Raw genomic sequence first — 25,657 nt, 5'->3', positions numbered from 1 at the left:
CTTAGTGCTTGGACAGATCCACCAGGGGTTTCTCCACCTGCTGGGTGGCTTGCTTGCCCTGGATACGGGCCACCTCGGCCAGGGCCTGGCGGGTATCATCGGCGCTGCGCAGCAGGGTGTAGCTCAGGTCGAACGACTTGGTCTCACCCGGCTGTATGGTGGGGACCAGACCCAATGGGCGCTGATATTTGGTGTTGTAGGCGTAGCTGGTGCCCGGCTCTATGCCGGTGACATAGCCCTGCTGCTTGGTGTCCGTGTTCTTCCACAGGGTCAGCACCGGCAGCTGCTTGACGTTGTAGCCCACCGCGACCCCCAGGTTGCCGGCCTTGTTGTGCAGCACCGCCAGGCTGTGGCCCTGGGCATCGCCGATGGGCTTGAGGTTGAAGACCATCTCGTCATAGTCCTTGGTGGGTCCCTGGTAGGTCTGCCAGCCCTTGAGCCCGGCCTTGGCATAGTCGTTGAACGGTGAGATCTCGCTGGCGGCGGCGGTCACCTGGGCGCCTTCCTCCAGGATGGGGGTGCCGAAGTTGCTGTGGTAGATGATCTGGTATTCGTCGGCGTAGTCGGCCTGGTTGGTCAGCCGATCATGGATCTCGAAGGTGCGGCTGCCGGGGGTGACGCTCAGCTCGGTGAGGGTGGTGAGGTTGGTCTTCTTGAAGGTGTGTTCGGCCACCATACCCTGCACGTGGATAGTGTGGGGGGCGGCATCGTCGATGATCACCTTCACCGTGCTGGCGGGAGTGTTCTGGGCGCGGCCGTGCAGGCTCAGCAGCTGGCCGTTGTCGTCCACCCCGGGGTGGCCGGTCCATTCATAGCCGCAGCGCACCATCATCTCGTTGAAGCCATCCAGCCAGCCCAGGCCGTTGCGGCTCTCCAGATCGATGAAGGCCGGGTTGACGATCTCCTTCACCGGGGAATCCCAGCCCAGGCGCAGGTCGCCGCTCTTCACCTGATAGATGCCCATGCCGCGGGTGGGCACCAGGGTGATCTCCATGACGCCGTTGTTCACCACCAGCACGTCCACCCCTTCCTGCTTGCCACCGTGCAGGCGGCGCTTCTCCAGGCGGAAGGCGGTGTCGGTCTTGATACCCAGGCTCTGGCTGCTGACCTGCCAGTTGCCCACATCCTGGCCGCTGCTGGACTCGGTGAGGACGAATTCCACCGCCTGGGCGGAGACAGTGGTTAATGCCAGCAGCACGGCGGCGGCTATGGGTTTGATCATGATTTGGCTCCTTTCATCGTGGTTTTGTTTGGCTGAATCGTTACAGCTTACGATGAAAACGCTATCGGATGGTGAGCGTGGGGAGCAAGGTGGCCAGACTGCTTATGTGAGTCAGCAGGAACAAAAAGCCGCCTCGCGGCGGCTGAAATGGGGGCTGAATCCCAGCCCCGAGTGGGGCCTGATGGCCTTACAGCGGCAGGAGGTGGCGATCGTTGATGGCCACCACCTTGTCGACGCGGCGGCGGTATTTCTCTTCGTCCGCCAGATAGTCGGTGGTCAGCCAGACCCGGACGATTTCCAGGGCGATGGCGGAGCCGATCAGCTTGCCGCCCAGGCAGAGCACATTGCTGTTGGAGTGGGAGCGGGCCAGGCCGGCACAGAAGGGATCCTGGCAGACGGCGGCATAGACGCCGTGGATCTTGTTGGCAATCATGGCGCTGCCATAGCCCACCCCGTCCACGAAGATGCCGCGATCCACCTGGCCGCGCCCCACCGCCAGGGCGGCCGGGTAGATGCTGTCCGGTAGATCGAAGGGATCGCTGCTGTGGGTGCCGAAGTCTTCCAGGCTGTGGCCTTGGGCCTGCAGCCAGGCGGCGATCTCCAGCTTGAGGGGCAGGCCGGCGTGATCCGAGGCCAGGGCGATCTTCATGGGGTTGTCTCCTTGTCAGGCGGCGCGCACGTTCAGCAGCCGCGGAATGATGTGCAGGCCGGTGCGGTAGTCTCGCCCGATGGCGTCGATGGCCAGCTCCAGCGCCTGCTCGGCGATGAGGGGGAACTGCTGGGGCAGGGCGTTTACCTTCACCGGCAGGAAGTCCAGCAGGCGGTTGTCGCCGAAGGTGGCCAACCGGGTACGGGCCAATAGCTCGGGGTGGGGCGCCAGCTCGTCCAGCACCCCTTCCAGCAGCACGTAGGCGGTGGTGAGTATGGCCTCCGGCAGGCGGTCGTCCGCCAGCCATTGGCGGCACAGGGCGGCCCCGGCCTCCCGGCTGAAGTGGTCGCCGTAGCCGCACTGCGGGGTCAGCTGGGGACAGGATTGGGCGATGGCCTCACGGAAGCCCTGTTCCCGCAGGCGGGAGATATTGATGTCCGGCACGGCGCCGATGAGGCCTATGCTGGCGGGGGCGGGCTGTAGCAGGGAGCGGGTCAGCTGGCTGGCGCCGTCGTGGTCCTCGCTGATCACCGAGGCGAAGCGCTGCTCGTCCAAGGCCCGGTCGATGGCGATGATGGGCAGGCCCTTGCTCTGGAAGCTGTGATAGAAGTCGTCACCTGGGGGCAGCACGCTGGAGACCAGCAGGGCGTCGATGCGGCGAGCCGTCAGGGTTTCCGCCAGGGCGCGCTCGGTGGCGGGGTCATCGTCGGAACAGGCCAGGATCAGCTGAAAGCCGCGGCGGCGGGCGCCCGCTTCCAGCAGCTTGGCCAGCTTGGCGTAACTGTGGTTCTCCAGATCCGGCAGTATGTAGCCCAGCAGCTTGCTGCTGCCCAGGCGCAGGGCGGTGGCGGCCTGATCGGGGCGGTAGTTGTACTGCTCCACCACCGCCATCACCTTGGCCTGGGTCTTCTCGCTGATCCTGTGTTCGGCTGCCTTGCCGTTGATCACATAGCTGGCGGTGGTGCGGGAGACCCCGGCCAGACGGGCCACTTCTTCCAGTTTCATGACAAACTCCGACTCATTCCGGACGGGTGACTAAAATAATTGTGCGCCACCTCAAACTCTCGTTCGATTATACCGAAGCATGGCTTGCTGATAAAGCTGAAACGATCCAGCATTAAGGCTGAATCGATTAATTGATATGGCGTGCCCACCGGATGGTAGGCCGTCCCAAGCGGATCATGAGGTAGACCCATGTTGAAAGTGCAGGCTCAAGACATTCATCTGGCCACCGGCGCCGCCGACAAGCAGGCGGCCATTCGCCTGGTGGCCGGCCAGCTGGCCGAGGCCGGCCTGGTGGCCGCCGGCTACGTGGACGGCATGCTGCGTCGTGAACAGCAGACCTCCACCTACCTGGGCAATGGCATCGCCATTCCCCATGGCACCACGGACACCCGGGATCAGGTCCAGCAGACCGGGGTGCGGGTGGTGCATTTTGCCGACGGGGTGGACTGGGGCAACGGCCAGGTGGCCCACGTGGTCATCGGCATCGCCGCCCAGTCCGACGAGCACCTGGGCATACTGCGGCAGCTGACCCATGTGCTGGGGGATGAGTCCCTGGCGCCCAAGCTCAAGGCCTGTCGGGATGCCGACGAACTGGCGGCCCTGCTCAATGGCGGTCAGCGTGCCCAGCCCCTGCTGTTTGGCGAGGAGACCCTGCTGCTGGACTTTCCGGCCCGGGATCGGGTGAGCCTGCAGGCCGCCGCCGCCGGTCTGCTGCACAACGCCGATGCCATCGACACCGCGGCCCTGGCGGGCCTCATCAGCCAGACCCCAGTACACCTGGGGGGCGGCCTCTGGTCCCTCTCCTGGGCCCAGGGGGTCAAGCGTACCGCCGTGGCCCTGGTGCGGCCGGCCCAGGCCCTGAGCCAGGACGGCACGCCTGTGCGCGGCCTGCTGCTGTTTGCCGCCAAAGATGCCCAGCACAAGCCGGTGCTGGATTGCCTGCTGGCCCTGCTGGACAAGCAGCAGCAGGACAAGCTGTGGAGCGCCGATGGGGCTGCTCTGGTGAAGCTGCTCTCCGAGCCGGCGCTCGACGGGGTGGCCAAGGTGTTCACCGTCACCAATCCCCACGGCCTGCACGCCCGGCCCAGTGCCGTGCTGGTGAAGGCGGTGAAGGAGTTCAACAGTCAGATCTGGGTCAGCAACCTGGATGGTGACGGCAAGCCGGTCAACGCCAAGAGCCTGATGAAGGTGGTGAGCCTGGGGGTGCGTCACGGTCACCGTCTGGCCTTTACCGCCCAGGGCAGCGATGCCGAGGCGGCCATCAGCCAGATCGGCCAGCTGATCGCCGACGGGCTGGGTGAGGGGAGCGCGGCATGAACCCGGTATTGCTAACCATCACCCTGAATCCGGCGCTGGATCTCACCGGCCAGCTGGCACAGCTGCAGCGCGGCGCCGTGAACGTCATGACCCAGGGCAACCTGCATCCGGCGGGCAAGGGCATCAATGTGGCTCGGGTGCTCAAGGATCTGGGGGGCCAGGTGCAGGTGAGCGGCCTGCTGGGGGCCGACAACCAGGGTGAGTTCCAGCAGCTGTTTGTCGCCGAGGGGTTGGAGGATCACTTCCAGGTGGTGTCGGGTGCCACCCGCATCAACGTCAAGCTGGTGGAGGCGGACGGTGAGGTCACCGAGCTGAACTTCCCCGGTATCGAGGTGGACGAGGCGGCCATCGATCGTTTGCAGCAACATCTGCTGGCTCTGGCGGCTCGGGCGGATCTGCTGGTGGTGGCCGGCAGCCTGCCCCGGGGCCTGAGCCCGGCGCGGGGTGCCGAGCTGGTGCGCGCCCTGGTGGCGGTGGGCAAGCCGGTGCTGTTTGACAGCAGCAAAGCGGCGCTCACCGCGGGGCTCGCGGCCGGCCCCTTCCTGGTGAAACCCAATGAACATGAACTGGCCGAGTGGGCCGGTCGGCCCCTGGCAGGCCGTGAGGAGCTGATGGCCGCCGCCGAGGCGCTGCAGCACCAGCACGGCATCCACCATGTGGTGGTGTCCCGCGGCGCCGATGGCGTGCTGTGGCGGGCCGGCGAGCAGTGGTGGCGGGCTCAGCCACCGCGCATGACGGTGGTGAGTACCGTGGGGGCGGGTGACTCCATGGTGGCCGGACTGGCCTGGGGCCTGGCCCAGGGCTGGTCCATTGAGCAGACCTTGCGTTTGGCCTCGGCGGTGTCGGCGTTGGCCGTCACCCAGGTGGGCGTCGGGGTAAAGGACAAGGCGGTGCTGGAGGCCATGCAGGCCCGCATCGACGTGGAACAACTTGCGTGACAAGCGTTGAGGATAAACAGATGAAGGTAGCGATCATTACCACCTGTCCCACCGGGATAGCCAACAGCATCATAGCGGCCGGCTTGCTGGAGAAGGCCGCCGGTGCCCTGGTCTGGGAAGCCCAGATCGAATGCCACAGCATGGTGGGTGAGCAGCGTCGGCTGACCCGCGAGGAGATCGAGGCCGCCGAGCTGGTGGTGGTGACCGGGGACGGCGCCGACATGGGCCGCTTCGCCGGCAAGCTGCTGTACCAGGCGCCCACTGCCCAGGTGCTGGCGAACCCGCAAGACTTCCTGCAGCAGGCCAAACTGGCGGCCAAGCCCTATGTCTACGTGGCCCAGGCCGCCGTGGCCAAGCCGACCGCCGGGGTGCAGCGCATCGTCGCCATCACCGCCTGCCCCACAGGTGTGGCCCACACCTTCATGGCCGCCGAAGCCATCGAGGAAGAGGCAAAGAAGCGCGGTCACTGGGTCAAGGTGGAAACCCGCGGCTCCGTGGGCGCCAAGAATGCCCTCACCGCCGAGGAGATCGCCGCCGCGGATCTGGTGGTGATTGCCGCCGACATCGAAGTGGATCTGGCCCGCTTCGCCGGCAAGCGACTGTACAAGACCAGCACTGGGGCCGCGCTGAAGAAGACCGCCCAGGAGCTGGATAACGCCTTCGCCACCGCCACCGTCTGGCAGGCCGACAGCAAGGCGGCCGCCGGCGCGCCGGCCAAGGCCGAACGCACCGGGGTCTACAAGCACCTGATGACCGGGGTCTCCCACATGCTGCCCCTGGTGGTGGCCGGTGGTCTGTGTATCGCCCTCTCCTTCATCTTCGGCATCGAGGCCTTCAAGCAGGAGGGCACTTTGGCCGCCGCCCTGATGAAGATCGGCGGCGCCTCCGCCTTCGCCCTCATGGTGCCTGTGCTGGCGGGTTACATCGCCTTCTCCATCGCCGACCGTCCCGGTCTGGCGCCGGGCCTGATCGGCGGCATGCTGGCCAGCTCCCTGGGTGCCGGCTTCCTGGGCGGTATCGTGGCCGGTTTCCTGGCCGGTTACAGTGCCAAGCTGGTGGCGGACAAGGTCAAGCTGCCCCAGACCATGGAGGCGCTCAAACCCATCCTCATCATCCCGCTGGTGGCCTCGCTCATCACCGGTCTGGTCATGATCTACGTGGTGGGTGGCCCTGTTTCCGCCGCCATGACCGGTCTGACCAACTTCCTGCAGAACATGGGCTCCGCCAACGCCATCCTGCTGGGCATCCTGTTGGGCGCCATGATGTGCTTCGACCTGGGTGGGCCGGTGAACAAGGCGGCCTACACCTTCGGCGTCGGATTGCTGGCCTCCCAGTCCTATCTGCCCATGGCCGCCATCATGGCCGCCGGCATGGTGCCGCCGATGGGCATGGGGCTGGCGACCCTGCTGGCCCGCAGCAAGTTCACCGAGTCTGAGCGGGAAGGTGGCCTGGCGGCCATGGTGCTGGGGCTGTGCTTCATCTCCGAAGGCGCCATTCCGTTTGCCGCCCGGGACCCCATGCGCGTCATCCCCTGCACCATGCTGGGGGGCGCAGTGACCGGGGCCCTGTCCATGTGGTTCGGTGCCAAGCTGATGGCACCCCATGGCGGTCTGTTTGTGGTGCTGATCCCCAACGCCATCAGCCCTGTGTTCCCCTACCTGCTGGCCATTGCCGTGGGTACCGCGGTGACCGGTGTGCTGTATGCCCTGCTCAAGCCACGGGAGAGCGTTGCCACCAACGGTGCCGCCCTGGCGTAACGATTCCCTTGTTTCAGGTGTGCTTCCTGACCCGGCTTCGGCCGGGTTTTTTCTGTCTGGCACTTTTTGGCGCCAAGCCGGTATAGTGAAGACGTGTCGAATCGAAGGAGAAACGTGCATGAGAGCCCTGCTGCGTAAGCTGGCCCTGGGGTTGCTGGTCTGTCTGCTGGTGATGTCCGGCATCTGGCTGGACTTTTACCTGCCGGAGAAGAGCATCACCACCATCACAGGGGTGGAGGTGAAGCGGGTGGACAAGGATGGCCCCATCGGCAAGGAAAACCCGGCGGATGGTCCCACCACGGATGTCTACTATCTGTACACCGTGTCGGCGGGCGAGAAGGTGCGGGTATTCCGCAATGAGGACACCGGCTGGAGCTTCCCCTTCTACTTCAAGTTCAATTCCGCCGACGTGCAGGCGCGGGCCAAGGCGCTGGAATTCGAGAAGGGGTTGGCGCGCATCACCTCCTACGGCTGGCGCTTGAACATGTTTTCCTGGTTTCCCAATGTGACCAAGGTGGAGCGGGTGGAGAGCGCGGATGCCTCCACCTTCAGTTTCTTCCGTTGGCTGGGCTTTGGCCTCTGGCTGCTGTGCTGGGGCTGGATCGCCCGGCTGGTGTGGCGCAGTGACTGGGCTTGGCCGGATGCGGAAGTGTAAACATTGACGGACGCGGCTTGCCGCAGGAGGTGGACATGACCCTACACGAACTCAAGGCCCTGTATGAACAGGAGCAGCTTAGCCAGGCGCTGGTAGTGTTCGATCTGCTGAGCCGAGGCTGGATCGTCGATTTCAAGGATGAGCAGGGTCGCGTCTACGAGCTGACAGACACCTATGGCTGTCGCGCCAGCTTCGAGACCGAGATGGGGGCCGAGGAGGCGGTGCGGCGCATCGGCGACTGCCCCATCCAGATCGACAAGCATCAGCGGCTGATCGAGCCCTGATGCCGCCCCTAGCGGGGCAGCAGCAGGGAGGTGGGGGCCAGGTAGAGGCCCAGCCCACCGATGATCAGCACCAGACCACCCAGCAGGGCCAGCCCTTGGCCCAGTTTGGGTAACAGCCCCTCGGCGTGTCGGTTGCCCCGGCTCAAGGCCAGCGCCAGCTGGCGGGCCTGGCGGCTCAGCAGCGCCAGGGCGCTCACCGTCAGGGCTGTGCCGGCCGCCATGGCCAGGGTGGCCAGGGCACCCAACCAGAACTGCTGCAACACCTTGGCCAACACCAGCAACAGCAAGGCACCGCTACAGGGGCGTAGCCCCATGGCCAGCAGGAGCCCGGCTCGGGTCTGCCAGCTTGGCGAACCATTCAGCTGGTCGGCCTGGGGCACATGCTGATGGCCACAGCCGCAGTCGGCCTGGGGGCGTGGCCGTAGCAGCAACTCTCCCTGGTGCCGTAAGGGCCGCAAGGCGTGGATTGCCGGTGCGACCAGCGGTTTGCGCTGCCAGAGTGCGCGCAGGGCACGCCAGGCAATCCAGGCCCCCAATCCCATCACCAGCAGGTAGCTGGCTTTCTCCAGGCCGACGCCCACCCCCTGGGCTTGGCGGGCGGAGAGATCCAGCAGCCAACCGCCCAGTCCGATGAGCGCTATGGCCACCAGGGCCTGCAGCAGGGCGGCGCCCACCGACAGGCGGATGGCCTGGCCCAGGCGGCTGGGGTGGGTGGCCAGGTAGGTGCTGAGCACCAGCTTGCCATGGCCGGGTCCGGCGGCATGGCAGACGCCGTAGCCGAAGCTCAAAGCCAGCAGCGCGAGGACGGTACTGGGTTGCCAGCTCTGGGCGCTGCGCAGCAACTGCCCCAGCTCCCGCTGAAAGCCCAGCTGCAGGCGCGCCAGCTCAAAACGCAGACCGGGCCAGGCCTGCCAGAGCCAAGCCCCCAACCCGGCCAGGGCCAATAACAGCAGCAGACGCGGCCAGTGACGGTGAATGAAGGCGGTCATGGGGTGACGTCTCCTTGGCAATGCAGGCTGATCCATTCGGCAAATACCTCACCTAGACCTTCGTCCCCTTGCTGGTTGATATCCAGATTGCTGGCGTATTCGATGTCCTTATCGCTGGGGTTGGGTACGTGATAGATGGCCTTGCAGTGGGTGGCGCCCGGCCCCTCCAGCTGGATGGCCTCGGGGGCATGGTGGGACATGTCGATGTAATAGGTGCTGTCGTAGATGGCGTAGTCCAGCGTCTGGCCGGTCAAGTCCACGGGCTTGGCCAAGGGCAGGGTGAAATCCAGTTTCAGCTGGCCCTGGAACAGGCTGTAGCGAAAGTCGCTGACCGGGCCAAAGGTGGGGGCAGGGTTTCTGCCACGAAAGTGCAGCAGATAGTGCCCCTCTTTGAGGGTGGCCTGACTCTGCTTGGCCAGATCGGCCAAGAAGGCCTGGCTCGGCTTGCCCTTGGCGTCGTCCAGCACGGTGGCGGAGTAGAACTCGTCAAACAGCCAACTGAGTTTAAAAGCGAACAGCCGTCCCTGGGCGTCTATCTGGGGGCGGCTGATCATATCTATCCAGCTGTGGGGGTGGCTCCAGGCCGGGGAGAGGCTCCCCAGCCAGAGGGCCAGCGCCCAGAAGCGACGGCGTTGAATCACTGTTGTTCCATGGCCTTGAGCAGAGTGCTCAGATTATGCCGCAGCAGGCTCAGGGTGTCAGGTGCCTCGCCATCGGCCGGTGACAGGGCATCGGAGTAGAGGCTGCCACCGGGCTGCACACCGGTTTCCCGGGCGATCTGCTCAATGAGCCGCGGGTCGCTGATGTTTTCCACGAACAGGGCCTTGATGTGCTCCTGCCGGATCTGGCGAATGAGCTTGCCCACGTCGGCGGCCGAGGCTTCCGCCTCCGTGTTGATCCCTTGGGGCGCCAGCAGGCTCAGATCATAGGCCTGGGCCAGGTAGCCAAAGGCATCGTGGGAGGTGATGGCACGGCGTTGCTGGGCGCTCAGGGCGGCAAAGCGCGGGCGGTATTCACCATCCAGCGCCTTGATCTGGCGGACATAGGCCTCGGCATTAGCCTGGTACTGGCTGGCATGCTCCGGGTCCAGCTGGCTCAGGCCGCTGGCGATGTTGTTGACGTAGACGATGACATTCTCCGGATCGTTCCAGGCATGCGGATCGATACCGTCATGGTGGTGATGCCCCGCCTCTTCCTTTCCGTCGTGCTCGTGTTCGTGTTCCTCAGTGCCATCTTCCTCTTCCGCCATGGCGCGGGCCTTGATGCCCTGGCTGGCGACGACCTCGGCGCCTTTGAAGCCGGAGGCCTGGGACAGGCGATCCAGCCAGCCTTCAAAGTGCAGGCCATTGCTCACCAGCAGCTTGGACTGGCTCAGGGTGCGCACATCCTGCGGGCTGGGCTGGTAGACGTGGGCATCGCCGTTGGGGCCCACCAGGCTGTGCACCGCGACCTGCTCACCACCGACCTGCTTGACCAGGTCCCCCAGTATGCTGAAGGTGGCGGTGACCGGAATGGGTGCGGCGAAGGCGGGGGCCGCCAGCAGCAACAGGCTGCATAGCCCCAGGCGCAGACGGGACGGGGAATACGATGAGTGAATCATGTTAAGCCTCCAGATGACGACGACGGATCAGGCGGGGCAACAGGCCCCCCTGACCGCCAAGTAGCAGGGAGACGGCATAGCCGACCCCCAGGCTGAGAATGATGGTGGGGCTGGTGGGCCAGCCCTGGTAATAGGAGAACAGCAGGCCGCTGATGCAAGCGAGCAGGGCCAGCACGGCACTGCCCAGCAGCAGCAGGCCCAGGCGACGGGTCCAGTAACGCATGGCGGCCCCAGGCAGTATCATCAGGCCGACGGACATCAAGGTGCCCAGGGCGTGGAAGCCGGCGATGAGGTTCAGCACCGCCAGCAACAGGAAGCCCAGGTGTACCCAGCTGCCGGCCCGGCTGACGCTGGCCAGGAAGTCTGGATCCAGGCACTCCAGCACCAGGGGGCGGTAGATCCAGGCCAGTCCCAGCAATGTGATGGTGGAGATGCCCCCCAGCAGCCAGAGGGCCGCATCGTTGAGGGCCAGGGTCGAGCCGAACAGCACGTGCAGCAGATCCACACTGCTGCCATGGGTGGAGATGAGCAGCACCCCCAGGGCCATGGAGATGAGGTAGAAGGCCGCCAGGCTGCTGTCTTCACCGCTTTGTGTATGGCGGGACACCAGGCCGGAGAGCACCACCACCAGGCCGCCGGCCACCAGGCCACCCAGGGTCATGGCCTCCACCGACAGGCCGGCCACCAGATAGCCCACCGCCGCGCCGGGCAGGATGGCGTGGGACATGGCGTCGCCGGTGAGGCTCATGCGCCTGAGCATCAGGAAGACGCCGATGGGCGGGGCGCTCAGGCAGAGGGCCAGGCAGCCGGCCAGGGCCCGCTGCATGAATTGAAATTCGCTAAAGGGATTGATGAACCAGTCCAGCAACATGGCTTACTCCGGGGTTCGCAGACAGAAGGCGGCATCGGGATCCGGGCCGGCATGCAGGGTTCGCGCGCGGTTGAGATTCTCCTGGGTCAGCACGCCGTCGGTGGCGCCCCAGGCGATGCATTCCCGCGCCAGCAACAGGGTCTGGGAGAAGTGACGGCGCACCTGCTCCAGGTCGTGGATCACCGCCAGTACCGTCTTGCCTTGGGCCTGCCACTCTTCCAGTAGGTCCAGCAGGTCTTCGGCGGTCTGGTTGTCGATGGCGCTGAAGGGCTCATCCAGCAGCATCAACTGGGCATCCTGCAGCCAGAGGCGGGCAAACAGCGCCCGCTGCAGTTGGCCGCCGGACAAGGCATCCAGGTTGGCCTCCGCCAAGCGCTCCAGCCCCACCCGTTCCAGGGCGGCGGCGACCCCGAGTCGCTGGGCCCTGGGCAGGCGGCCGAACAGGCCACAGTGGCGCCACAATCCCATGGCCACCGTCTCCTGCACGCTGATGGGGAAGCTGCGATCGATCCGGCTCTGCTGGGGCAGATAACCGATGGCCTGCCGCGGTACGGCACAGGTGACCTTGCCGGTGAGGGGCTTGAGCTGACCCAGAATGCCCTTGAGCAGGGTGGATTTACCGCCGCCATTGGGGCCGACCACCGCCAGCAGGCTGCCATGGGGGATGTGGCCGTGCAGATGATGCAGGGCCGGGTGGCGATCATAGCCCAGGGTCAGGTTGTCAAACTGCAGCACCGGCGCCTCCCATGGCTAGCAGCAGGGCCAGCCAGAGCAGGGCGATGAGCCCCAGGGCCAACAGGGTGCGCAGCAGGGCGCCGGTAAGCAAAAGGGAACGCAACGACATGAAAAGGGTCCGTCAGTATCAAGGCGCGTTATGTTATAACATAACATTTTGACTTGGCAATCCGCTGATTGCCGTTAAAATGACCCCTTGAATTGATTCCCGCCGAGGTGGTTCATGTCTGATACCCATGGCTGTTGTGGCCACCAGACCGCCAAGCTGACGCCCAATCGTCAGCAGGTGTTGCAGCAGTTGGAGGGCAGTCCGCGGCCCTTGAGCGCCTATGAGTTGCTGGATAGGTTGAAGACGGAAGGGATCGTCTGGCAGCCGCCCACGGCCTATCGCGCCCTGGATTATCTGGTGAGCGTGGGGCTGGTGCACTATCTGCAGTCGGTGCAGAAGTATGTGGCCTGCCCGCGACGGGGCTGCGATCACTATGCCCAGCTGTTGATCTGCGTGCGCTGTAGTCAGGTGCAGGAGTTGCCGCTGCCGGTCCCCCTGTTGACCTTGTTACGGTCCCAGGCGGCGGAGCAGGCCTTCACGCTGTTGCCCCAGATGCTGGAGCTTAAAGGGGTCTGCGCCCAATGCTCGGTGGCCGAAACGACGACGGCACCCTGAGGGTGCCGTCTGGTTTGGTAAAAATGCTTAGCGCTTGCTGCCGATGAGGGAGGAGATGAGCTGCTGATTGCGGCTGACCCCCTTGGACGGGGCTTCCAGCTCCAGCTCGGCGCTCTTGTCCTTCTCCTTGCCGTTTTTCTCGGCCTTGTCGACTTTTTCCGGCTCCTTGCTGGCCGCCGCTTCGTTGCTGGCCTGACTGGCGCCGGCGCGCCGCAGCTCTTCAACCCGGTTGACCTTCAGCCCCTGTTCGCGGCAACTGGCCACCAGCGGGTCGTAACCGGCATCGGTGGAGAGGATGGTAAAGCTGCTTTCCGGTTCCCGCTCCAGCATGCGCCCCAGTTGCAGGGCGAAGTGCATGTCGAAGGCGGTCTTGCTGGTGTGCTTCACCGGCTGCAGATCGATGTGGATGCTCTGCTGGGATTGCAGCTCCAGCAGACAGCGGGCCATCTCCAGCGAAAGGTTGGTTTGGCCTTTGCCGATCAACAGGATGACCTGACTGAAGCGGGACATCTCGTTGAGCGGCAAATCCTGAATATTGTCGTTGGTAATGATGAGAACGCGATTGGCCATGGGTGTGCTCCTGGACTTCAAGTTGAGAGCGATTTCAACTGAGACTATGCTTTTAGGCTAGCCTCTTCCTAAATACTATCCCTCGCCCCCAATTTTGCATGACAGATCACGTTGTGGCGGGTGGTTATTTTTGCTCCGGCAGGCGTTCGTCCGGCGGCAATGTCAGCTCCAGCGGAAACGCCTGGCGCAGGGCAATCTGGGTCAACAGCAAACGAATGGCGTCGGCCGTGCTCATGCCCAGTTTCTCCAGCACCACTTCGGCGCGCTCCTTGATGGCCGGCTCGATCCGGGCCCGAACCATGTCACTCTTGATGATCGCCATCCCTTGCTCCTGATTGTGTGGCGTGCAGAAGGCCCTAGCCTGATACAGGGGGAGGTCAGGCTCAAGGGCTTGTTGTGCAAGGGGTGGACAAAGACACGTTTTTTTCAGGGTTGGAGCCGGTGCGGATGGCTGGGCATAATTCAAACCTCTTACCTCAGGAGGTTTGCATGAAGTACATCGGAGCCCATGTCAGTGCCGCCGGCGGCGTGGATCTGTGCGTGGCCCGCGCCCAGGCGCTGGGAGCCAATGCCTTTGCCCTGTTCACCAAGAACCAGCGCCAATGGAGCGCGCCGCCCCTCAAGGCGGAGACCATAGCCGCATTTCGCGAGGCCTGTGTTGCCGGCGGCTTCACGCCGCAACAGATTCTGCCCCATGACAGCTACCTGATTAACCTGGGTCATCCCGAGGACGGAGCCTTGGCCAAGTCCCGTGAAGCCTTCCTGGATGAGTTGCAGCGCTGCCAGCAGTTGGGTCTGTGTTACCTCAATTTTCACCCTGGCAGCCACCTGAATCAGCTGAGCGAGGAGGCTGCGCTGGCCCGGGTCAGCGAGTCCATCAATTGGGCCCTGGCCCGCTGTGATGACGTGGTGGCGGTGATTGAAAACACAGCGGGGCAAGGCAGCAATCTGGGCTGGTCGTTCGACCATTTGGCGCAGATCATCGACGGGGTGGCGGACAAGACCCGGGTCGGGGTCTGTCTGGATACCTGTCACGCCTTCGCCGCCGGCTACGATCTGCGTACCCCAGATGGGTGCGCGGCGACCTTTGAGCTGTTTGCCCAGGTGGTCGGCTTCAACTACCTCAAGGGCATGCACCTGAACGGCGCCAAGAGCGACCTGGGGAGCCGGGTCGACCGTCACCACAGTCTGCAGCAAGGCAACCTGGGGGAGGCGGTGTTTCACCACATCATGCGGGACAGCCGATTCGATGGCATCCCCATGGTGCTGGAAACCGTGGCGCCAGAGATTTGGGCCGAGGAGATCGCCTGGCTGCGCTCGTTAGCGGCTTAGGGCGGCGTCGGCTGGGCTATGCTTGAAGCAGCCAGGTCAGGCCGGAGGAGTCCAGCATGAGCAGCCAACCCCCCTACACAGGTCCAGAGCGTCGTCACGGTGAGCGGCGCCAGCAGATGGATCGGCGCAACGACATTCGCTGGGAACCGGACAAGGCGGATCGCCGGCAAAGTCCTGGCCGCCGTAAGGATGACGAACTCCTGCCCTATTGGCGTCTTTAGTCGTCGGCCGATTCGGGCGGCCATTGGCTGGGTTTGCGACCGTGCACCATGGCGGGCACCAGGGGTTCGTGGGTGCGGTGGCTGATCCAGATCACCGCCGCGATATGACAGCCTACCGCGAGCATCACCAGGTTGGCACAGGTGCCGTGGATGCCCTCCATCAGCCGGTCGCTCCAGAAGCCGTCCTGGGTTAACAGCCAGCCACTGAGCCCGGTGCACAACAGCATGAGCAGCAGGAAGACCACCATCAAGGCCCCTAGCGGGTTGTGGGTCAGGTAATAGGGATGCTGCCCCTGGGCCAGGGCGGCCAGGTAGCGCTTCAGGGTCTGCGGCGCCGGCACGAAGCTGCTGAAACGGGCATAGTGGGTGCCGATAAAGCCCCAGATGATGCGCGTCAGCACCAGACCTATCAGGGTGTAGCCCACATAGCGGTGTGGGCGGCTGCCCTCTTCCAGCAAGGCGTAGTTGGCGATAAACAGGGCGGCCGTACACCAGTGAAACAGCCGGACGAAGGGATCCCAGACACGTACACTCTTGGACATGATGCAACTCCTGTGGGGCGAGAGGCCAATATGGCGTGTTTGAGTCTAGCCGGCGAGGATTAATTCAACCTTATGGGCGGCGGCAGGTTTTGACCCGGACTCGCGCTTTTGGGATCATGGCGCCTTCATCCGGCGAAGGGAGTCTGTTCGTGAAGATCCATCCTGTTTGGGGGCTGCTGGTCTGCTTGCCCCTGCCCAGCCAGGCGATGCCGCTCAAGGCGGCACTGGATACGGCCTTGGTGGGGGGCGGCACCATGCTGTTTGTCGCCGGTCTCATCATGCTGGTCATTCCCCGTTGGTTTCGAACCGGGGTGCTGATGATGCTGTTCGCCGATGCGCTGTTTCTGTCTCGCATTCTGTTTCTGGGTAAATGGCAAGACTGGCTGACCACGGAGGGCTGGTTGCCCTGGATCGAGGGGTTGTCGCGGGATGGCGCCCGGTTCTACACCCTGATGGGAGTGGTGGCTTGTCTGTTGTGCGTCTGGAGCCTGCGGCGTCTGTTACGTCAACCCGCCAAGGTGCCACCCCAGGCTAAACGGCCTGTGGCGCCGGCGGCTCCTGCACCCGCGACTGGACACAGACGCACTAGCGCGTCCCAGCGTAAGTTGCGGATGCACGATTATCCGGACCGTTAAGCCGGCCTGAAGAGGCCGGCCAGTTAGATCTCCATGAAGGTGGCCAGGGTCAGCCGATCCATGGCCGGCATCAGGTGCCCGCTGGAGATGCTGTGGGCTATGGTCTGGTAGCGGTTGCGGCAACCCGTCTTGCGGATGGCGCTGTTGAGGTGAAAATTAACCGTCCGCTCCGTGATGCCCAGTATCTTGGCCACCTCCCAGGAGGTTTTGCCCTCACTGACCCAGAACAGACATTCTCGCTCCCGCTCCGACAGGTTGGAGGCTTTCTGGTTGAGTAGCTGATTCGCCTTGCAAAAAATGGCGCTGCTGAGGATACCCAGCAGGGGCAGATCGGCCAGCTCCAGCACACTGCACTGTCCGCCCGACAGGGAGAGCACGCCGTGACTGCCATTGGGGCCATGCAGCGGAAAGGTCACCCCATCACACATGCCCAGCTCACGGCGGGCTGCCATGATGGCCACGGACTGAGCCGGCAGCCGTTTGTCGGTCAGATCCATCTCGCGCCATTGGATGGGGCGATTCTGGCGCATGGCGAGGTGCACCAGGGGATCCTCTTGCATGTATTTGTTATCCCAGTAGGTTTTTACCCAGCCATCCGGGCTGTGGCTTAGCAGGTAAATCTGGCACTGCAGCAGACCCATGGGAATGAGTAGGCAGAATTGATAGTACTGGTAGCCGTACTCTCGGGTCACCTCCAGGATGAGCTGATTGAGCTGTTCGGCCTTGCCGCAATCGTCGATGCGATTGAGCAGTTGGGTGAAGCGCATTTTTTCCACTTGTTGTTCCTTCCCGTGTTCAGGCGTGACCATGGGCTGTACAGCCAGCAGCCTGCCTGACTTTCTTTTCTTGTTTTTGCCTCTACTATGGAGGCTCCATGCAGCATAGTAACCACGGATTCTTTTGACCACTCTGATGCATAAGCAAACAGATCCTTGCCACATTTACGAAACAAATTCGTTACCACGCGTTTGCGCCTGGCTGCTGTTGGCCACCCACCTGTTTTGTGGTTCCGCGTCAGCGTCACCGGCACCCCAGTTGACCGAGCTGGAGCAGGCCATCAGCCAGCAGCGGGTCCATAACCAGTTCCGGCAGGCTCAGCTGGCTGAGTTGCAGCAAGAGGAGCAGCGCCTGGCTGCGCGCCAGGCCGCCTTGCTCGGTGTGCGGGAGCAGCTCGAGCCGTTGCTACTGCAACAGTGGCAGCAGGCCTGGCACCAGCTGGAGTTGGATATGCCCTTCTTTCTTATGACGCGGCAAGGGGACTGGCAGGGGGTGCGTCAGAAATTGTTGGCCCCGGATGTCCCCCTGGTACAACGTGCCGCGTCCTTGCTGGAGCAACTGCAGCAGGAGGATGACTATGGGCAGCAGATCAGCCGTTATCGCGGCGGCTTGCCGATGGCGCCGGATCGTCAGTTGGCCTTTGTTCGGGTGGGGCGGCTGGCCTGGTGTGCGCAACAATTAGATGCGCAACGGGCCTGGTGTTGGCAGGCCGGCCAATGGCAGGCTCTGCCGGCGGCCATGGCAGCGGCCCTGACCCCCTTGACTCACGAGGCAAAGGCAGACTGGTTAGCCCTATCTCAGCTGCCGCTGACGGGGCCGGCAGGGGAGGCAAGCCATGAGTAGACTCTTGCTCTGTCTGCTGTTGTTGAGTGGCCTGTTATCGGCCAAGGAGGCGCCGGTTGCGCCACTTGCCGCCAGGCAGGCAGAGCTGAAGCAATTGCTGGAACAGGGGGCGCAGCTGGATAGCCAGGTGTCGCAGCTGGAGCTGAAGTTACAGGGCCAGCGTCGGCAACTGACGGCTCAGGGGGCGGATCTGCAGGCCCTGCAGGGGCAGGTGCGCCGCAGCGCTGAGGCCTTGGTCAGCCGCTGGACTGACTCGGTGCTGGCGCTGACGCAATCGACCCAGCTTGCCGAGCTGAAACAGCTGCTGCAGGGGGATGAGCGGCAGCTGCCACGCCTGTTGACGGCCGTCAGCCAAGGTTGGTTGATGCTGTGGCAGCAAGGCGGCCAACGACAGCGGGTCAACCTGATACGGCCCGATGTGCAAGGGCGGACCCAATCTGGCACCTTGGTGGCACTGGGGCGCTGGGCGCTGTTCGATGCCAACGGTTTCTACTCGTTGTCTGAGGGAGCCCTGCGCCCGCCGGCCTGGCAACCGGATAGGCAGACACAAGCTGCGCTGATCCAATACTTATCCGCATCACCACAGCAGTGGCAGCTGGTCCCGCTGGATCTGCAGCAGGGTAAGACGCTGCAGCGCCTAGCGACCCGGCCTGATCTGGGGGGGCGGCTGACACAGGCTGGGCCCATTGGTCTGCTCCTGTTGCTGCTGGCGCTGCTGGGGGGCGGAACTGTCCTCTGGCGCAGCTGGGTGCTGTGGCGTGAGAGCCGCCTGATGAGGCAGCAAGTCGATCTGGCGGAGTCGCAGCCAAACAACGCCCTAGGCCGACTGCGCCAGCGCGCCGCTCAATGGCAGGCGCTGGAGCGGGATACGCTCGAGCTACAGTTGGATGATTGTTTGCTGCAGGAGCAAGCCAGGCTGGAGCGGGGCTTGGCGTGGCTCAAACTCTTGATCCCGGTGGCGCCCATGCTGGGGCTGCTGGGCACGGTTACCGGTATGATTGCGACATTTCAGGGCTTGAGCGATTCGGCAGGGGGCGAGCCCACACTGATGGCAGGCGGGATTGCCACGGCGCTGGTCACCACCGTCTTGGGCTTGGTGGCCGCCATGCCGCTGCTGCTGGCCCATGGCCTGCTGCAAAGCCGGGTGGAGCAATTGTCGCTGCGCCTGGAGCAGGAAGCCTTGCGCCTGTTGGCTGATTGGACGCCGCGGCATGGCTGACTGGCCCAACCTACTGGGCTTCATCCAGCGAGGTGGCCCTTTGATGTGGCCTTTGATGGGCCTCCTGGTGTGGTTAAACACCTTGCTGCTGGAGCGCTACTGGTATGTCTGGCGTATCTGGCCTCGGCGACGGCAACGCTATTTACGGCAGGCGCCTCATCAGGGGGACTCCTTGGCCTGGGTGCGGCGGCAGCGGGCCGTCTGTATTAGCGGCGCCCGGCACGAACTGCAACAAGGGCTTCGCTTGGCACGCAATCTAATCAAGCTGTGTCCCATGCTGGGGCTGCTGGGGACCGTCTGCGGCATGTTGCAGGTATTCGATGCGCTCGCTTTGGGGTTATCACCCGCCGATCCCGGGGTGGGGGCGGGCATTGCCAGCGCCTGCTTGACCACCCTAATGGGGATGGGGGCGGCCCTGTTGGGTTGGCTGCTGCATGGCCGCCTGCAGCGGCGAATTACGCGTCTCCTGCAACAGTTGCAGGATGGACTCTTGTGTGAGGCAGAGGATGCGAACTAGGTTTTCCTCCCGACGACGGGACGATGACGAGGTCCAAGTGGACATGACCCCCATGCTGGATATCGTCTTCATCATGCTCATCTTCTTTGTGGTGAGCAGCAGCTTTCTGCAAATTCGCACGCTGGACGTTCAGCTGCCTGCCGCTCAGTCCGCCCAGCGCAGCCACGCGGACCTGATCCACCTGCAACTGCTGGTGGATGGCCAGCTGCGTTGGCAGGGGCAACCCTTGCTGTCTCAGGATCTGGGGGCGGCGCTAGCCCAGCTGTCGCCGCAGGCCGAGGTCGTTATCGAGGCGGATAGCCAGGTCTCCCATGGCCAGGTGGTGGCCCTGATGGACAGAGTCAAGCAGGCGGGCATCCGTCAACTGGCCGTCGGGGTCTTGGCTCCGTGAGATACTGGGGCTTGGCGCTTACCGGCAGCCTGTTGCTGGCGGGTTTGTTGCTGGCTGCGCTGGCGCGCCTAGTAGCAACAGGTCCGCAGACCTTGCCGGCCAGCAAGCCGGTGCCGATTGAGTTGACGGATCTGGCTTCCTCGGGCGGGGCTCCTGCCCCATCACATCAGCTTGTGCCAGCCGGGGTGGCGGCTGAGCAAGCCAAGCGCTTGCTGATCCCCATGGTGGTGTCCAAGCCTGCGATCCGGTCGGTGATGCCGTCGGTCAACGCGTCCGCGCCTGCCGTTACGGCGACGCCAGCAGGGGCACACGGTATGGCGCCGTCCCTGGCAACGGGTGTTGCCCCCAGTGTGAGCCCTGCGAACGCTGGCCCAGCAGCACAGCATCCCCTTTATCGTCCGCTGCCTGCATATCCGCAGCGGGCACGGCTGATGCGTCGGCAGGGGACGGTTAAGATCCGCTATGTGATTGGTGCCGATGGCAGGCTGGCACAACTGCGCTTGCTGGAGGGCGATCCTGAGTTGGCCCGTACCGCCTTGATGGCATTGCGGCAGTGGCGCTATTCCAAACGGTCTAATGAGGCAGCGTCTACAGAAGAAATAAAAACGGTGACGCTCATTTTCCACCTCAATGGCGGTGGCCAGGTGGCCCTTTCTGAGTGACTTCTGTGCACCTTGCCTCATTTCTGAGCGATCGCACCAAAAGATGCAAAATCCCCTTGCGGCGCGGCGCGGGCTCCCTATAATGCGCCCTCACTGACACGGCGCAAGACGCCGGGTGAGCAAGGCAGTCAAGTCCAGCTTGACAAGCTTTCTGAGCTGGGTAGAATGCGCAGCTCTCGGTGCAAACCGAACCGCTCTTTAACAATTCAATTCAAGCAATCTGTGTGGGCACTCGCAGAGGTTGAAGTCAATCGACAAAATTGATTTTCAATGTCTGATGAAGTGACCAAAGCAAATCGAAAGATTTAGCAACAGTTAATTCAGAATTCATTGAGCCAAAAACTTTAATTGAAGAGTTTGATCATGGCTCAGATTGAACGCTGGCGGCAGGCCTAACACATGCAAGTCGAACGGCAGCGGGGGGAAGCTTGCTTCCCCGCCGGCGAGTGGCGGACGGGTGAGTAATGCCTGGGGAGCTGCCCAATCGAGGGGGATACCAGTTGGAAACGACTGCTAATACCGCATACGCCCTGAGGGGGAAAGGTGGGGATCTTCGGACCTACCGCGATTGGATGCACCCAGGTGGGATTAGCTAGTTGGTGAGGTAACGGCTCACCAAGGCGACGATCTCTAGCTGGTCTGAGAGGATGACCAGCCACACTGGAACTGAGACACGGTCCAGACTCCTACGGGAGGCAGCAGTGGGGAATATTGCACAATGGGGGAAACCCTGATGCAGCCATGCCGCGTGTGTGAAGAAGGCCTTCGGGTTGTAAAGCACTTTCAGCAAGGAGGAAAGGGTGGGAGCTAATATCTGCCACCTGTGACGTTACTTGCAGAAGAAGCACCGGCTAACTCCGTGCCAGCAGCCGCGGTAATACGGAGGGTGCAAGCGTTAATCGGAATTACTGGGCGTAAAGCGCACGCAGGCGGTTGGATAAGTCAGATGTGAAAGCCCCGGGCTCAACCTGGGAACTGCATTTGAAACTGTCCGGCTAGAGTCTTGTAGAGGGGGGTAGAATTCCAGGTGTAGCGGTGAAATGCGTAGAGATCTGGAGGAATACCGGTGGCGAAGGCGGCCCCCTGGACAAAGACTGACGCTCAGGTGCGAAAGCGTGGGGAGCAAACAGGATTAGATACCCTGGTAGTCCACGCCGTAAACGATGTCAACTTGGAGTCTGTGCCGTATGAGCGTGGGCTCCGAAGCTAACGCGATAAGTTGACCGCCTGGGGAGTACGGCCGCAAGGTTAAAACTCAAATGAATTGACGGGGGCCCGCACAAGCGGTGGAGCATGTGGTTTAATTCGATGCAACGCGAAGAACCTTACCTAGCCTTGACATGTCTGGAGCCTTGTAGAGATACGAGGGTGCCTTCGGGAACCAGAACACAGGTGCTGCATGGCTGTCGTCAGCTCGTGTCGTGAGATGTTGGGTTAAGTCCCGCAACGAGCGCAACCCTTGTCCTTTGTTGCCAGCACGTGATGGTGGGAACTCAAAGGAGACTGCCGGTGATAAACCGGAGGAAGGTGGGGATGACGTCAAGTCATCATGGCCCTTACGGCTAGGGCTACACACGTGCTACAATGGCGTATACAGAGGGCGGCAAGCTCGCGAGAGTAAGCGAATCCCAAAAAGTACGTCGTAGTCCGGATTGGAGTCTGCAACTCGACTCCATGAAGTCGGAATCGCTAGTAATCGCAAATCAGAATGTTGCGGTGAATACGTTCCCGGGCCTTGTACACACCGCCCGTCACACCATGGGAGTGGATTGCACCAGAAGTAGCTAGCTTAACCTTCGGGAGGGCGGTTACCACGGTGTGGTTCATGACTGGGGTGAAGTCGTAACAAGGTAACCGTAGGGGAACCTGCGGTTGGATCACCTCCTTATCTTGATGACGCAATGTCTGCTGAGTGACCACACAGATTGCCTGAATTGAAATGTAGAGAGAGCAAAGCGATGTTTGTTTTGGCTCTGGACGGAGTAAGCAGGACCGCCACATTGGCGCTCAGCTTCGCCGGCTCAGCTTCGCCAAGAACAAAATTCGTTGCAGCGCGTAGCGCTGCACAGCACGAATTTTGTCCCCTTCGTCTAGAGGCCTAGGACACCGCCCTTTCACGGCGGTAACAGGGGTTCGAATCCCCTAGGGGACGCCATTCATGCGTTGAGAATGCAGAGCTAAGAAGCTAATTCTTACCTCTGTTTTCTTCGTGAAAACTGCTCTTTAACAATCTGGAAAGCTGATTCAAAAGTTCTAAATACTGTTACAAGTGTCTTGGAACTTCTTGGCGAAAACAAAGTTGTAACACAGTCCTTGTGTGCGACGTCGAGAGTCGAAAGACTTCTTGGGGTTGTATGGTTAAGCGACTAAGCGTACACGGTGGATGCCTAGGCAGTCAGAGGCGATGAAGGACGTGCTAACCTGCGAAAAGGGTTGGTGAGCTGGTAAGAAGCGTTATAGCCAACCATGTCCGAATGGGGAAACCCACTGAGTTTACTCAGTATCGCAACATGAATACATAGTGTTGCGAGGCGAACCGGGAGAAGTGAAACATCTCAGTACCCCGAGGAAAAGAAATCAACCGAGATTCCCTCAGTAGCGGCGAGCGAACGGGGAGCAGCCCTTAAGCGTTGATGGAGTTAGTGGAACGGTCCTGGAAAGGCCGACGATACAGGGTGATAGTCCCGTACACGAAAGCGACATCAGCGTGAAAACGAGTAGGGCGGGACACGTGATATCCTGTCTGAACATGGGGGGACCATCCTCCAAGGCTAAATACTACTGACTGACCGATAGTGAACCAGTACCGTGAGGGAAAGGCGAAAAGAACCCCTGTGAGGGGAGTGAAATAGAACCTGAAACCGTGTACGTACAAGCAGTGGGAGCCTCCTTGTGGGGTGACTGCGTACCTTTTGTATAATGGGTCAGCGAGTTACTTTCAGTGGCGAGGTTAACCGAATAGGGGAGCCGTAGGGAAACCGAGTCTTAACTGGGCGACTAGTCGCTGGGAGTAGACCCGAAACCGGGTGATCTAGCCATGGGCAGGTTGAAGGTGCCGTAACAGGTACTGGAGGACCGAACCCACTAACGTTGCAAAGTTAGGGGATGACTTGTGGCTAGGGGTGAAAGGCCAATCAAACTCGGTGATAGCTGGTTCTCCCCGAAAGCTATTTAGGTAGCGCCTCGGACGAATACTACTGGGGGTAGAGCACTGTTTGGACTAGGGGGTCATCCCGACTTACCAACTCCATGCAAACTCCGAATACCAGTAAGTACTATCCGGGAGACACACGGCGGGTGCTAACGTCCGTCGTGAAGAGGGAAACAACCCAGACCGCCGGCTAAGGTCCCAAAGTTCTGGTTAAGTGGGAAACGATGTGGGAAGGCTCAGACAGCTAGGATGTTGGCTTAGAAGCAGCCATCATTTAAAGAAAGCGTAATAGCTCACTAGTCGAGTCGGCCTGCGCGGAAGATGTAACGGGGCTCAAACCAGGCACCGAAGCCGCGGATTCAATCAATAGATTGAGTGGTAGGGGAGCGTTCTGTAAGTCTGCGAAGGTGTGTCGTAAGGCATGCTGGAGATATCAGAAGTGCGAATGCTGACGTAAGTAACGATAAAGGGGGTGAAAAGCCTCCTCGCCGGAAGACCAAGGGTTCCTGTCCAACGTTAATCGGGGCAGGGTGAGTCGGCCCCTAAGGCGAGGCTGAAAAGCGTAGTCGATGGGAAGCGGGTTAATATTCCCGTACTGGCTGTAACTGCGATGGGGGGACGGAGAAGGCTAAGCAAGCCAGGCGTTGGTTGTCCTGGTGAAAGGCGGTAGGCAGTGTATCCAGGCAAATCCGGAGACACAATGTCGAGACCCGAGACGAACCATCTACGGATGGGAAGTTGCTGATGCCACGCTTCCAGGAAAAGCCTCTAAGCTTCAGGTTACAGACAACCGTACCCCAAACCGACACAGGTGGTCGGGTAGAGAATACCAAGGCGCTTGAGAGAACTCGGGTGAAGGAACTAGGCAAAATAGTACCGTAACTTCGGGAGAAGGTACGCTGTTGTTGGTGAAGTGACTTGCTCACAGAGCTGATGGCAGCCGCAGTGACCAGGTGGCTGGGACTGTTTAACAAAAACACAGCACTCTGCAAACACGAAAGTGGACGTATAGGGTGTGACACCTGCCCGGTGCCGGAAGGTTAATTGATGGGGTTAGCGCAAGCGAAGCTCTTGATCGAAGCCCCGGTAAACGGCGGCCGTAACTATAACGGTCCTAAGGTAGCGAAATTCCTTGTCGGGTAAGTTCCGACCTGCACGAATGGTGTAACCATGGCCACGCTGTCTCCACCCGAGACTCAGTGAAATCGAAATCGCTGTGAAGATGCAGTGTACCCGCGGCTAGACGGAAAGACCCCGTGAACCTTTACTACAGCTTGACACTGAACATTGAACCTACTTGTGTAGGATAGGTGGGAGGCTTAGAAGCGATGACGCTAGTTGTCGTGGAGCCGACCTTGAAATACCACCCTGGTATGTTTGATGTTCTAACTTGGCCCCGTTATCCGGGGTGAGGACAGTGTCTGGTGGGTAGTTTGACTGGGGCGGTCTCCTCCCAAAGAGTAACGGAGGAGCACGAAGGTTGGCTAATCCTGGTCGGACATCAGGAGGTTAGTGCAATGGCATAAGCCAGCTTAACTGCGAGACGGACAGGTCGAGCAGGTGCGAAAGCAGGTCATAGTGATCCGGTGGTTCTGAATGGAAGGGCCATCGCTCAACGGATAAAAGGTACTCCGGGGATAACAGGCTGATACCGCCCAAGAGTTCATATCGACGGCGGTGTTTGGCACCTCGATGTCGGCTCATCACATCCTGGGGCTGAAGTTGGTCCCAAGGGTATGGCTGTTCGCCATTTAAAGTGGTACGCGAGCTGGGTTCAGAACGTCGTGAGACAGTTCGGTCCCTATCTGCCGTGGGCGTTGGATGATTGAAGGGAGTTGCTCCTAGTACGAGAGGACCGGAGTGAACGAACCTCTGGTGTTCGGGTTGTCATGCCAATGGCACTGCCCGGTAGCTAAGTTCGGAATCGATAACCGCTGAAAGCATCTAAGCGGGAAGCGAGCCCTGAGATGAGTCATCCCTGAGGTCTTGAACCTCCTAAAGGGCCGTCGAAGACTACGACGTTGATAGGTGGGGTGTGGAAGCGCAGTGATGCGTGGAGCTAACCCATACTAATTACCCGTGAGGCTTAACCATACAACACCCAAGGGGTC

Annotated in this window: 27 protein-coding genes, 1 tRNA gene and 2 rRNA genes; 17 read left to right on the top strand and 13 right to left on the bottom strand. The window is 61.8% G+C overall.

Features of this window, described 5'->3' with window-relative positions:
- Window position 1: 1 nt before the first annotated feature.
- From ABHF91_RS16955 to cra, 3 genes are all read right to left on the bottom strand, one after another.
- A complete protein-coding gene (locus ABHF91_RS16955; RefSeq protein ID WP_409421404.1) occupies window positions 2–1,222 on the bottom strand; it encodes an aldose 1-epimerase family protein in 1,221 nt (406 codons plus the stop codon).
- Between the two features lie 187 nt (window positions 1,223–1,409).
- Window positions 1,410–1,871, bottom strand: coding sequence for an RpiB/LacA/LacB family sugar-phosphate isomerase (locus tag ABHF91_RS16950; RefSeq protein WP_409421403.1), 462 nt, complete (start codon window positions 1,869–1,871; stop codon window positions 1,410–1,412).
- Window positions 1,872–1,886: 15 nt separating this feature from the next.
- The gene (gene cra / locus ABHF91_RS16945; RefSeq protein ID WP_409421402.1) at window positions 1,887–2,876 is read right to left on the bottom strand and encodes a catabolite repressor/activator; all 990 of its coding nucleotides are present in this window, start codon (window positions 2,874–2,876) and stop codon (window positions 1,887–1,889) included.
- Window positions 2,877–3,065: 189 nt separating this feature from the next.
- Here cra and fruB point away from each other — a divergent pair, with 189 nt between their 5' ends.
- The 5 genes from fruB to ABHF91_RS16920 all read left to right on the top strand — a co-directional run bounded on the left by fruB (window position 3,066) and on the right by ABHF91_RS16920 (window position 7,827).
- A complete protein-coding gene (fruB, locus tag ABHF91_RS16940; RefSeq protein ID WP_409421401.1) occupies window positions 3,066–4,193 on the top strand; it encodes a fused PTS fructose transporter subunit IIA/HPr protein in 1,128 nt (375 codons plus the stop codon).
- Window positions 4,190–5,131 carry a 1-phosphofructokinase gene (pfkB, locus tag ABHF91_RS16935; protein ID WP_409421400.1) on the top strand — a complete coding sequence of 314 codons (942 nt, stop codon included), beginning with the start codon at window positions 4,190–4,192 and terminating at the stop codon, window positions 5,129–5,131. The genes fruB and pfkB overlap by 4 nt, the downstream gene beginning before the upstream one ends.
- Before the next feature lie 20 nt (window positions 5,132–5,151).
- Window positions 5,152–6,888, top strand: coding sequence for a PTS fructose transporter subunit IIBC (gene fruA / locus ABHF91_RS16930; protein ID WP_409421399.1), 1,737 nt, complete (start codon window positions 5,152–5,154; stop codon window positions 6,886–6,888).
- 118 nt (window positions 6,889–7,006) lie between these two features.
- Window positions 7,007–7,543 carry a DUF1523 family protein gene (locus ABHF91_RS16925; RefSeq protein WP_409421398.1) on the top strand — a complete coding sequence of 179 codons (537 nt, stop codon included), beginning with the start codon at window positions 7,007–7,009 and terminating at the stop codon, window positions 7,541–7,543.
- Window positions 7,544–7,578: 35 nt separating this feature from the next.
- Window positions 7,579–7,827 (top strand): hypothetical protein, encoded by a 249-nt coding sequence (locus tag ABHF91_RS16920; RefSeq protein WP_409421397.1) that lies wholly within the window; start codon window positions 7,579–7,581, stop codon window positions 7,825–7,827.
- Between the two features lie 8 nt (window positions 7,828–7,835).
- On the opposite strand, the gene ABHF91_RS16915 is transcribed toward ABHF91_RS16920, so the two are convergent.
- Genes ABHF91_RS16915 through ABHF91_RS16890 form a run of 6 tightly spaced genes read right to left on the bottom strand, consistent with a single transcriptional unit; the run spans window position 7,836 to window position 12,131 of the window.
- Window positions 7,836–8,816 carry a nickel/cobalt transporter gene (locus tag ABHF91_RS16915; RefSeq protein ID WP_409421396.1) on the bottom strand — a complete coding sequence of 327 codons (981 nt, stop codon included), beginning with the start codon at window positions 8,814–8,816 and terminating at the stop codon, window positions 7,836–7,838.
- Window positions 8,813–9,457: a DUF1007 family protein gene (locus ABHF91_RS16910; RefSeq protein ID WP_409421395.1), complete on the bottom strand. Its 645-nt coding sequence runs from the start codon at window positions 9,455–9,457 to the stop codon at window positions 8,813–8,815. The genes ABHF91_RS16915 and ABHF91_RS16910 overlap by 4 nt, the downstream gene beginning before the upstream one ends.
- Window positions 9,454–10,416, bottom strand: a complete 963-nt coding sequence (locus ABHF91_RS16905; protein ID WP_409421394.1) for a metal ABC transporter substrate-binding protein — start codon at window positions 10,414–10,416, stop codon at window positions 9,454–9,456. Before ABHF91_RS16905 ends, ABHF91_RS16910 begins: the two co-directional genes overlap by 4 nt.
- A 1-nt stretch (window position 10,417) precedes the next feature.
- Window positions 10,418–11,287, bottom strand: a complete 870-nt coding sequence (locus ABHF91_RS16900) for a metal ABC transporter permease (RefSeq protein WP_409421393.1) — start codon at window positions 11,285–11,287, stop codon at window positions 10,418–10,420.
- 3 nt (window positions 11,288–11,290) lie between these two features.
- Window positions 11,291–12,022, bottom strand: a complete 732-nt coding sequence (aztA, locus tag ABHF91_RS16895) for a zinc ABC transporter ATP-binding protein AztA (RefSeq protein ID WP_409421392.1) — start codon at window positions 12,020–12,022, stop codon at window positions 11,291–11,293.
- A complete protein-coding gene (locus ABHF91_RS16890; protein WP_409421391.1) occupies window positions 12,009–12,131 on the bottom strand; it encodes a hypothetical protein in 123 nt (40 codons plus the stop codon). Before ABHF91_RS16890 ends, aztA begins: the two co-directional genes overlap by 14 nt.
- Window positions 12,132–12,245: 114 nt before the next feature.
- On the opposite strand from ABHF91_RS16890, the gene ABHF91_RS16885 reads away from it, so the two are divergent.
- Entirely contained in the window at window positions 12,246–12,686 is a 441-nt protein-coding gene (locus ABHF91_RS16885) for a Fur family transcriptional regulator (RefSeq protein WP_409421390.1), read from the top strand.
- Window positions 12,687–12,713: 27 nt separating this feature from the next.
- Here ABHF91_RS16885 and ABHF91_RS16880 read toward each other — a convergent pair whose 3' ends face one another.
- Complete coding sequence (locus ABHF91_RS16880) at window positions 12,714–13,256, bottom strand: PIN domain-containing protein (protein WP_409421389.1); 543 nt, start codon at window positions 13,254–13,256, stop codon at window positions 12,714–12,716.
- 124 nt (window positions 13,257–13,380) lie between these two features.
- The gene (locus ABHF91_RS16875; RefSeq protein ID WP_409421388.1) at window positions 13,381–13,578 is read right to left on the bottom strand and encodes a type II toxin-antitoxin system RelB/DinJ family antitoxin; all 198 of its coding nucleotides are present in this window, start codon (window positions 13,576–13,578) and stop codon (window positions 13,381–13,383) included.
- Between the two features lie 167 nt (window positions 13,579–13,745).
- Here ABHF91_RS16875 and nfo point away from each other — a divergent pair, with 167 nt between their 5' ends.
- Together nfo and ABHF91_RS16865 are read left to right on the top strand one after the other, a co-directional pair.
- Window positions 13,746–14,588, top strand: coding sequence for a deoxyribonuclease IV (gene nfo, locus ABHF91_RS16870; RefSeq protein ID WP_409421387.1), 843 nt, complete (start codon window positions 13,746–13,748; stop codon window positions 14,586–14,588).
- A 56-nt stretch (window positions 14,589–14,644) separates the two neighbouring features.
- Window positions 14,645–14,809 carry a hypothetical protein gene (locus ABHF91_RS16865; protein WP_409421386.1) on the top strand — a complete coding sequence of 55 codons (165 nt, stop codon included), beginning with the start codon at window positions 14,645–14,647 and terminating at the stop codon, window positions 14,807–14,809.
- On the opposite strand, the gene ABHF91_RS16860 is transcribed toward ABHF91_RS16865, so the two are convergent.
- The gene (locus ABHF91_RS16860) at window positions 14,806–15,351 is read right to left on the bottom strand and encodes a cytochrome b/b6 domain-containing protein (protein WP_409421385.1); all 546 of its coding nucleotides are present in this window, start codon (window positions 15,349–15,351) and stop codon (window positions 14,806–14,808) included. The two genes, ABHF91_RS16865 and ABHF91_RS16860, sit on opposite strands and share 4 nt — an antisense overlap.
- A 149-nt stretch (window positions 15,352–15,500) precedes the next feature.
- On the opposite strand from ABHF91_RS16860, the gene ABHF91_RS16855 reads away from it, so the two are divergent.
- Window positions 15,501–15,986, top strand: coding sequence for a hypothetical protein (locus ABHF91_RS16855; RefSeq protein ID WP_409421384.1), 486 nt, complete (start codon window positions 15,501–15,503; stop codon window positions 15,984–15,986).
- Window positions 15,987–16,009: 23 nt separating this feature from the next.
- Here ABHF91_RS16855 and ABHF91_RS16850 read toward each other — a convergent pair whose 3' ends face one another.
- Window positions 16,010–16,753 carry a LuxR family transcriptional regulator gene (locus tag ABHF91_RS16850; RefSeq protein WP_409423146.1) on the bottom strand — a complete coding sequence of 248 codons (744 nt, stop codon included), beginning with the start codon at window positions 16,751–16,753 and terminating at the stop codon, window positions 16,010–16,012.
- Window positions 16,754–16,970: 217 nt separating this feature from the next.
- Here ABHF91_RS16850 and ABHF91_RS16845 point away from each other — a divergent pair, with 217 nt between their 5' ends.
- The 8 genes from ABHF91_RS16845 to ABHF91_RS16810 all read left to right on the top strand — a co-directional run bounded on the left by ABHF91_RS16845 (window position 16,971) and on the right by ABHF91_RS16810 (window position 25,640).
- Window positions 16,971–17,606, top strand: coding sequence for a DUF3450 family protein (locus tag ABHF91_RS16845; protein ID WP_409421383.1), 636 nt, complete (start codon window positions 16,971–16,973; stop codon window positions 17,604–17,606).
- Window positions 17,599–18,825 carry a MotA/TolQ/ExbB proton channel family protein gene (locus tag ABHF91_RS16840; protein WP_409421382.1) on the top strand — a complete coding sequence of 409 codons (1,227 nt, stop codon included), beginning with the start codon at window positions 17,599–17,601 and terminating at the stop codon, window positions 18,823–18,825. The genes ABHF91_RS16845 and ABHF91_RS16840 overlap by 8 nt, the downstream gene beginning before the upstream one ends.
- A gap of 67 nt (window positions 18,826–18,892) precedes the next feature.
- Entirely contained in the window at window positions 18,893–19,342 is a 450-nt protein-coding gene (locus ABHF91_RS16835) for a MotA/TolQ/ExbB proton channel family protein (protein ID WP_409421381.1), read from the top strand.
- Window positions 19,260–19,733: an ExbD/TolR family protein gene (locus ABHF91_RS16830; protein WP_409421380.1), complete on the top strand. Its 474-nt coding sequence runs from the start codon at window positions 19,260–19,262 to the stop codon at window positions 19,731–19,733. Before ABHF91_RS16835 ends, ABHF91_RS16830 begins: the two co-directional genes overlap by 83 nt.
- A gap of 11 nt (window positions 19,734–19,744) precedes the next feature.
- Entirely contained in the window at window positions 19,745–20,395 is a 651-nt protein-coding gene (locus tag ABHF91_RS16825) for an energy transducer TonB (protein ID WP_409421379.1), read from the top strand.
- A 345-nt stretch (window positions 20,396–20,740) separates the two neighbouring features.
- Window positions 20,741–22,283: ribosomal RNA gene (locus tag ABHF91_RS16820) — 16S ribosomal RNA — on the top strand.
- A 191-nt stretch (window positions 22,284–22,474) separates the two neighbouring features.
- Window positions 22,475–22,550 (top strand) — tRNA-Glu (locus ABHF91_RS16815).
- A gap of 201 nt (window positions 22,551–22,751) precedes the next feature.
- A 23S ribosomal RNA gene (locus tag ABHF91_RS16810) occupies window positions 22,752–25,640 on the top strand.
- The 16S and 23S rRNA genes sit together here with 1 tRNA gene alongside, the layout of an rRNA operon.
- Window positions 25,641–25,657: the final 17 nt, after the last annotated feature.

Origin of the sequence: Pseudaeromonas aegiceratis, from assembly GCF_046254905.1 — a bacterium.
GTDB lineage: Bacteria > Pseudomonadota > Gammaproteobacteria > Enterobacterales > Aeromonadaceae > Pseudaeromonas > Pseudaeromonas aegiceratis.
The sequence above is the reverse complement of the archived record's forward strand: the minus strand, read 5'-3'. Positions and strand labels throughout refer to the sequence as shown.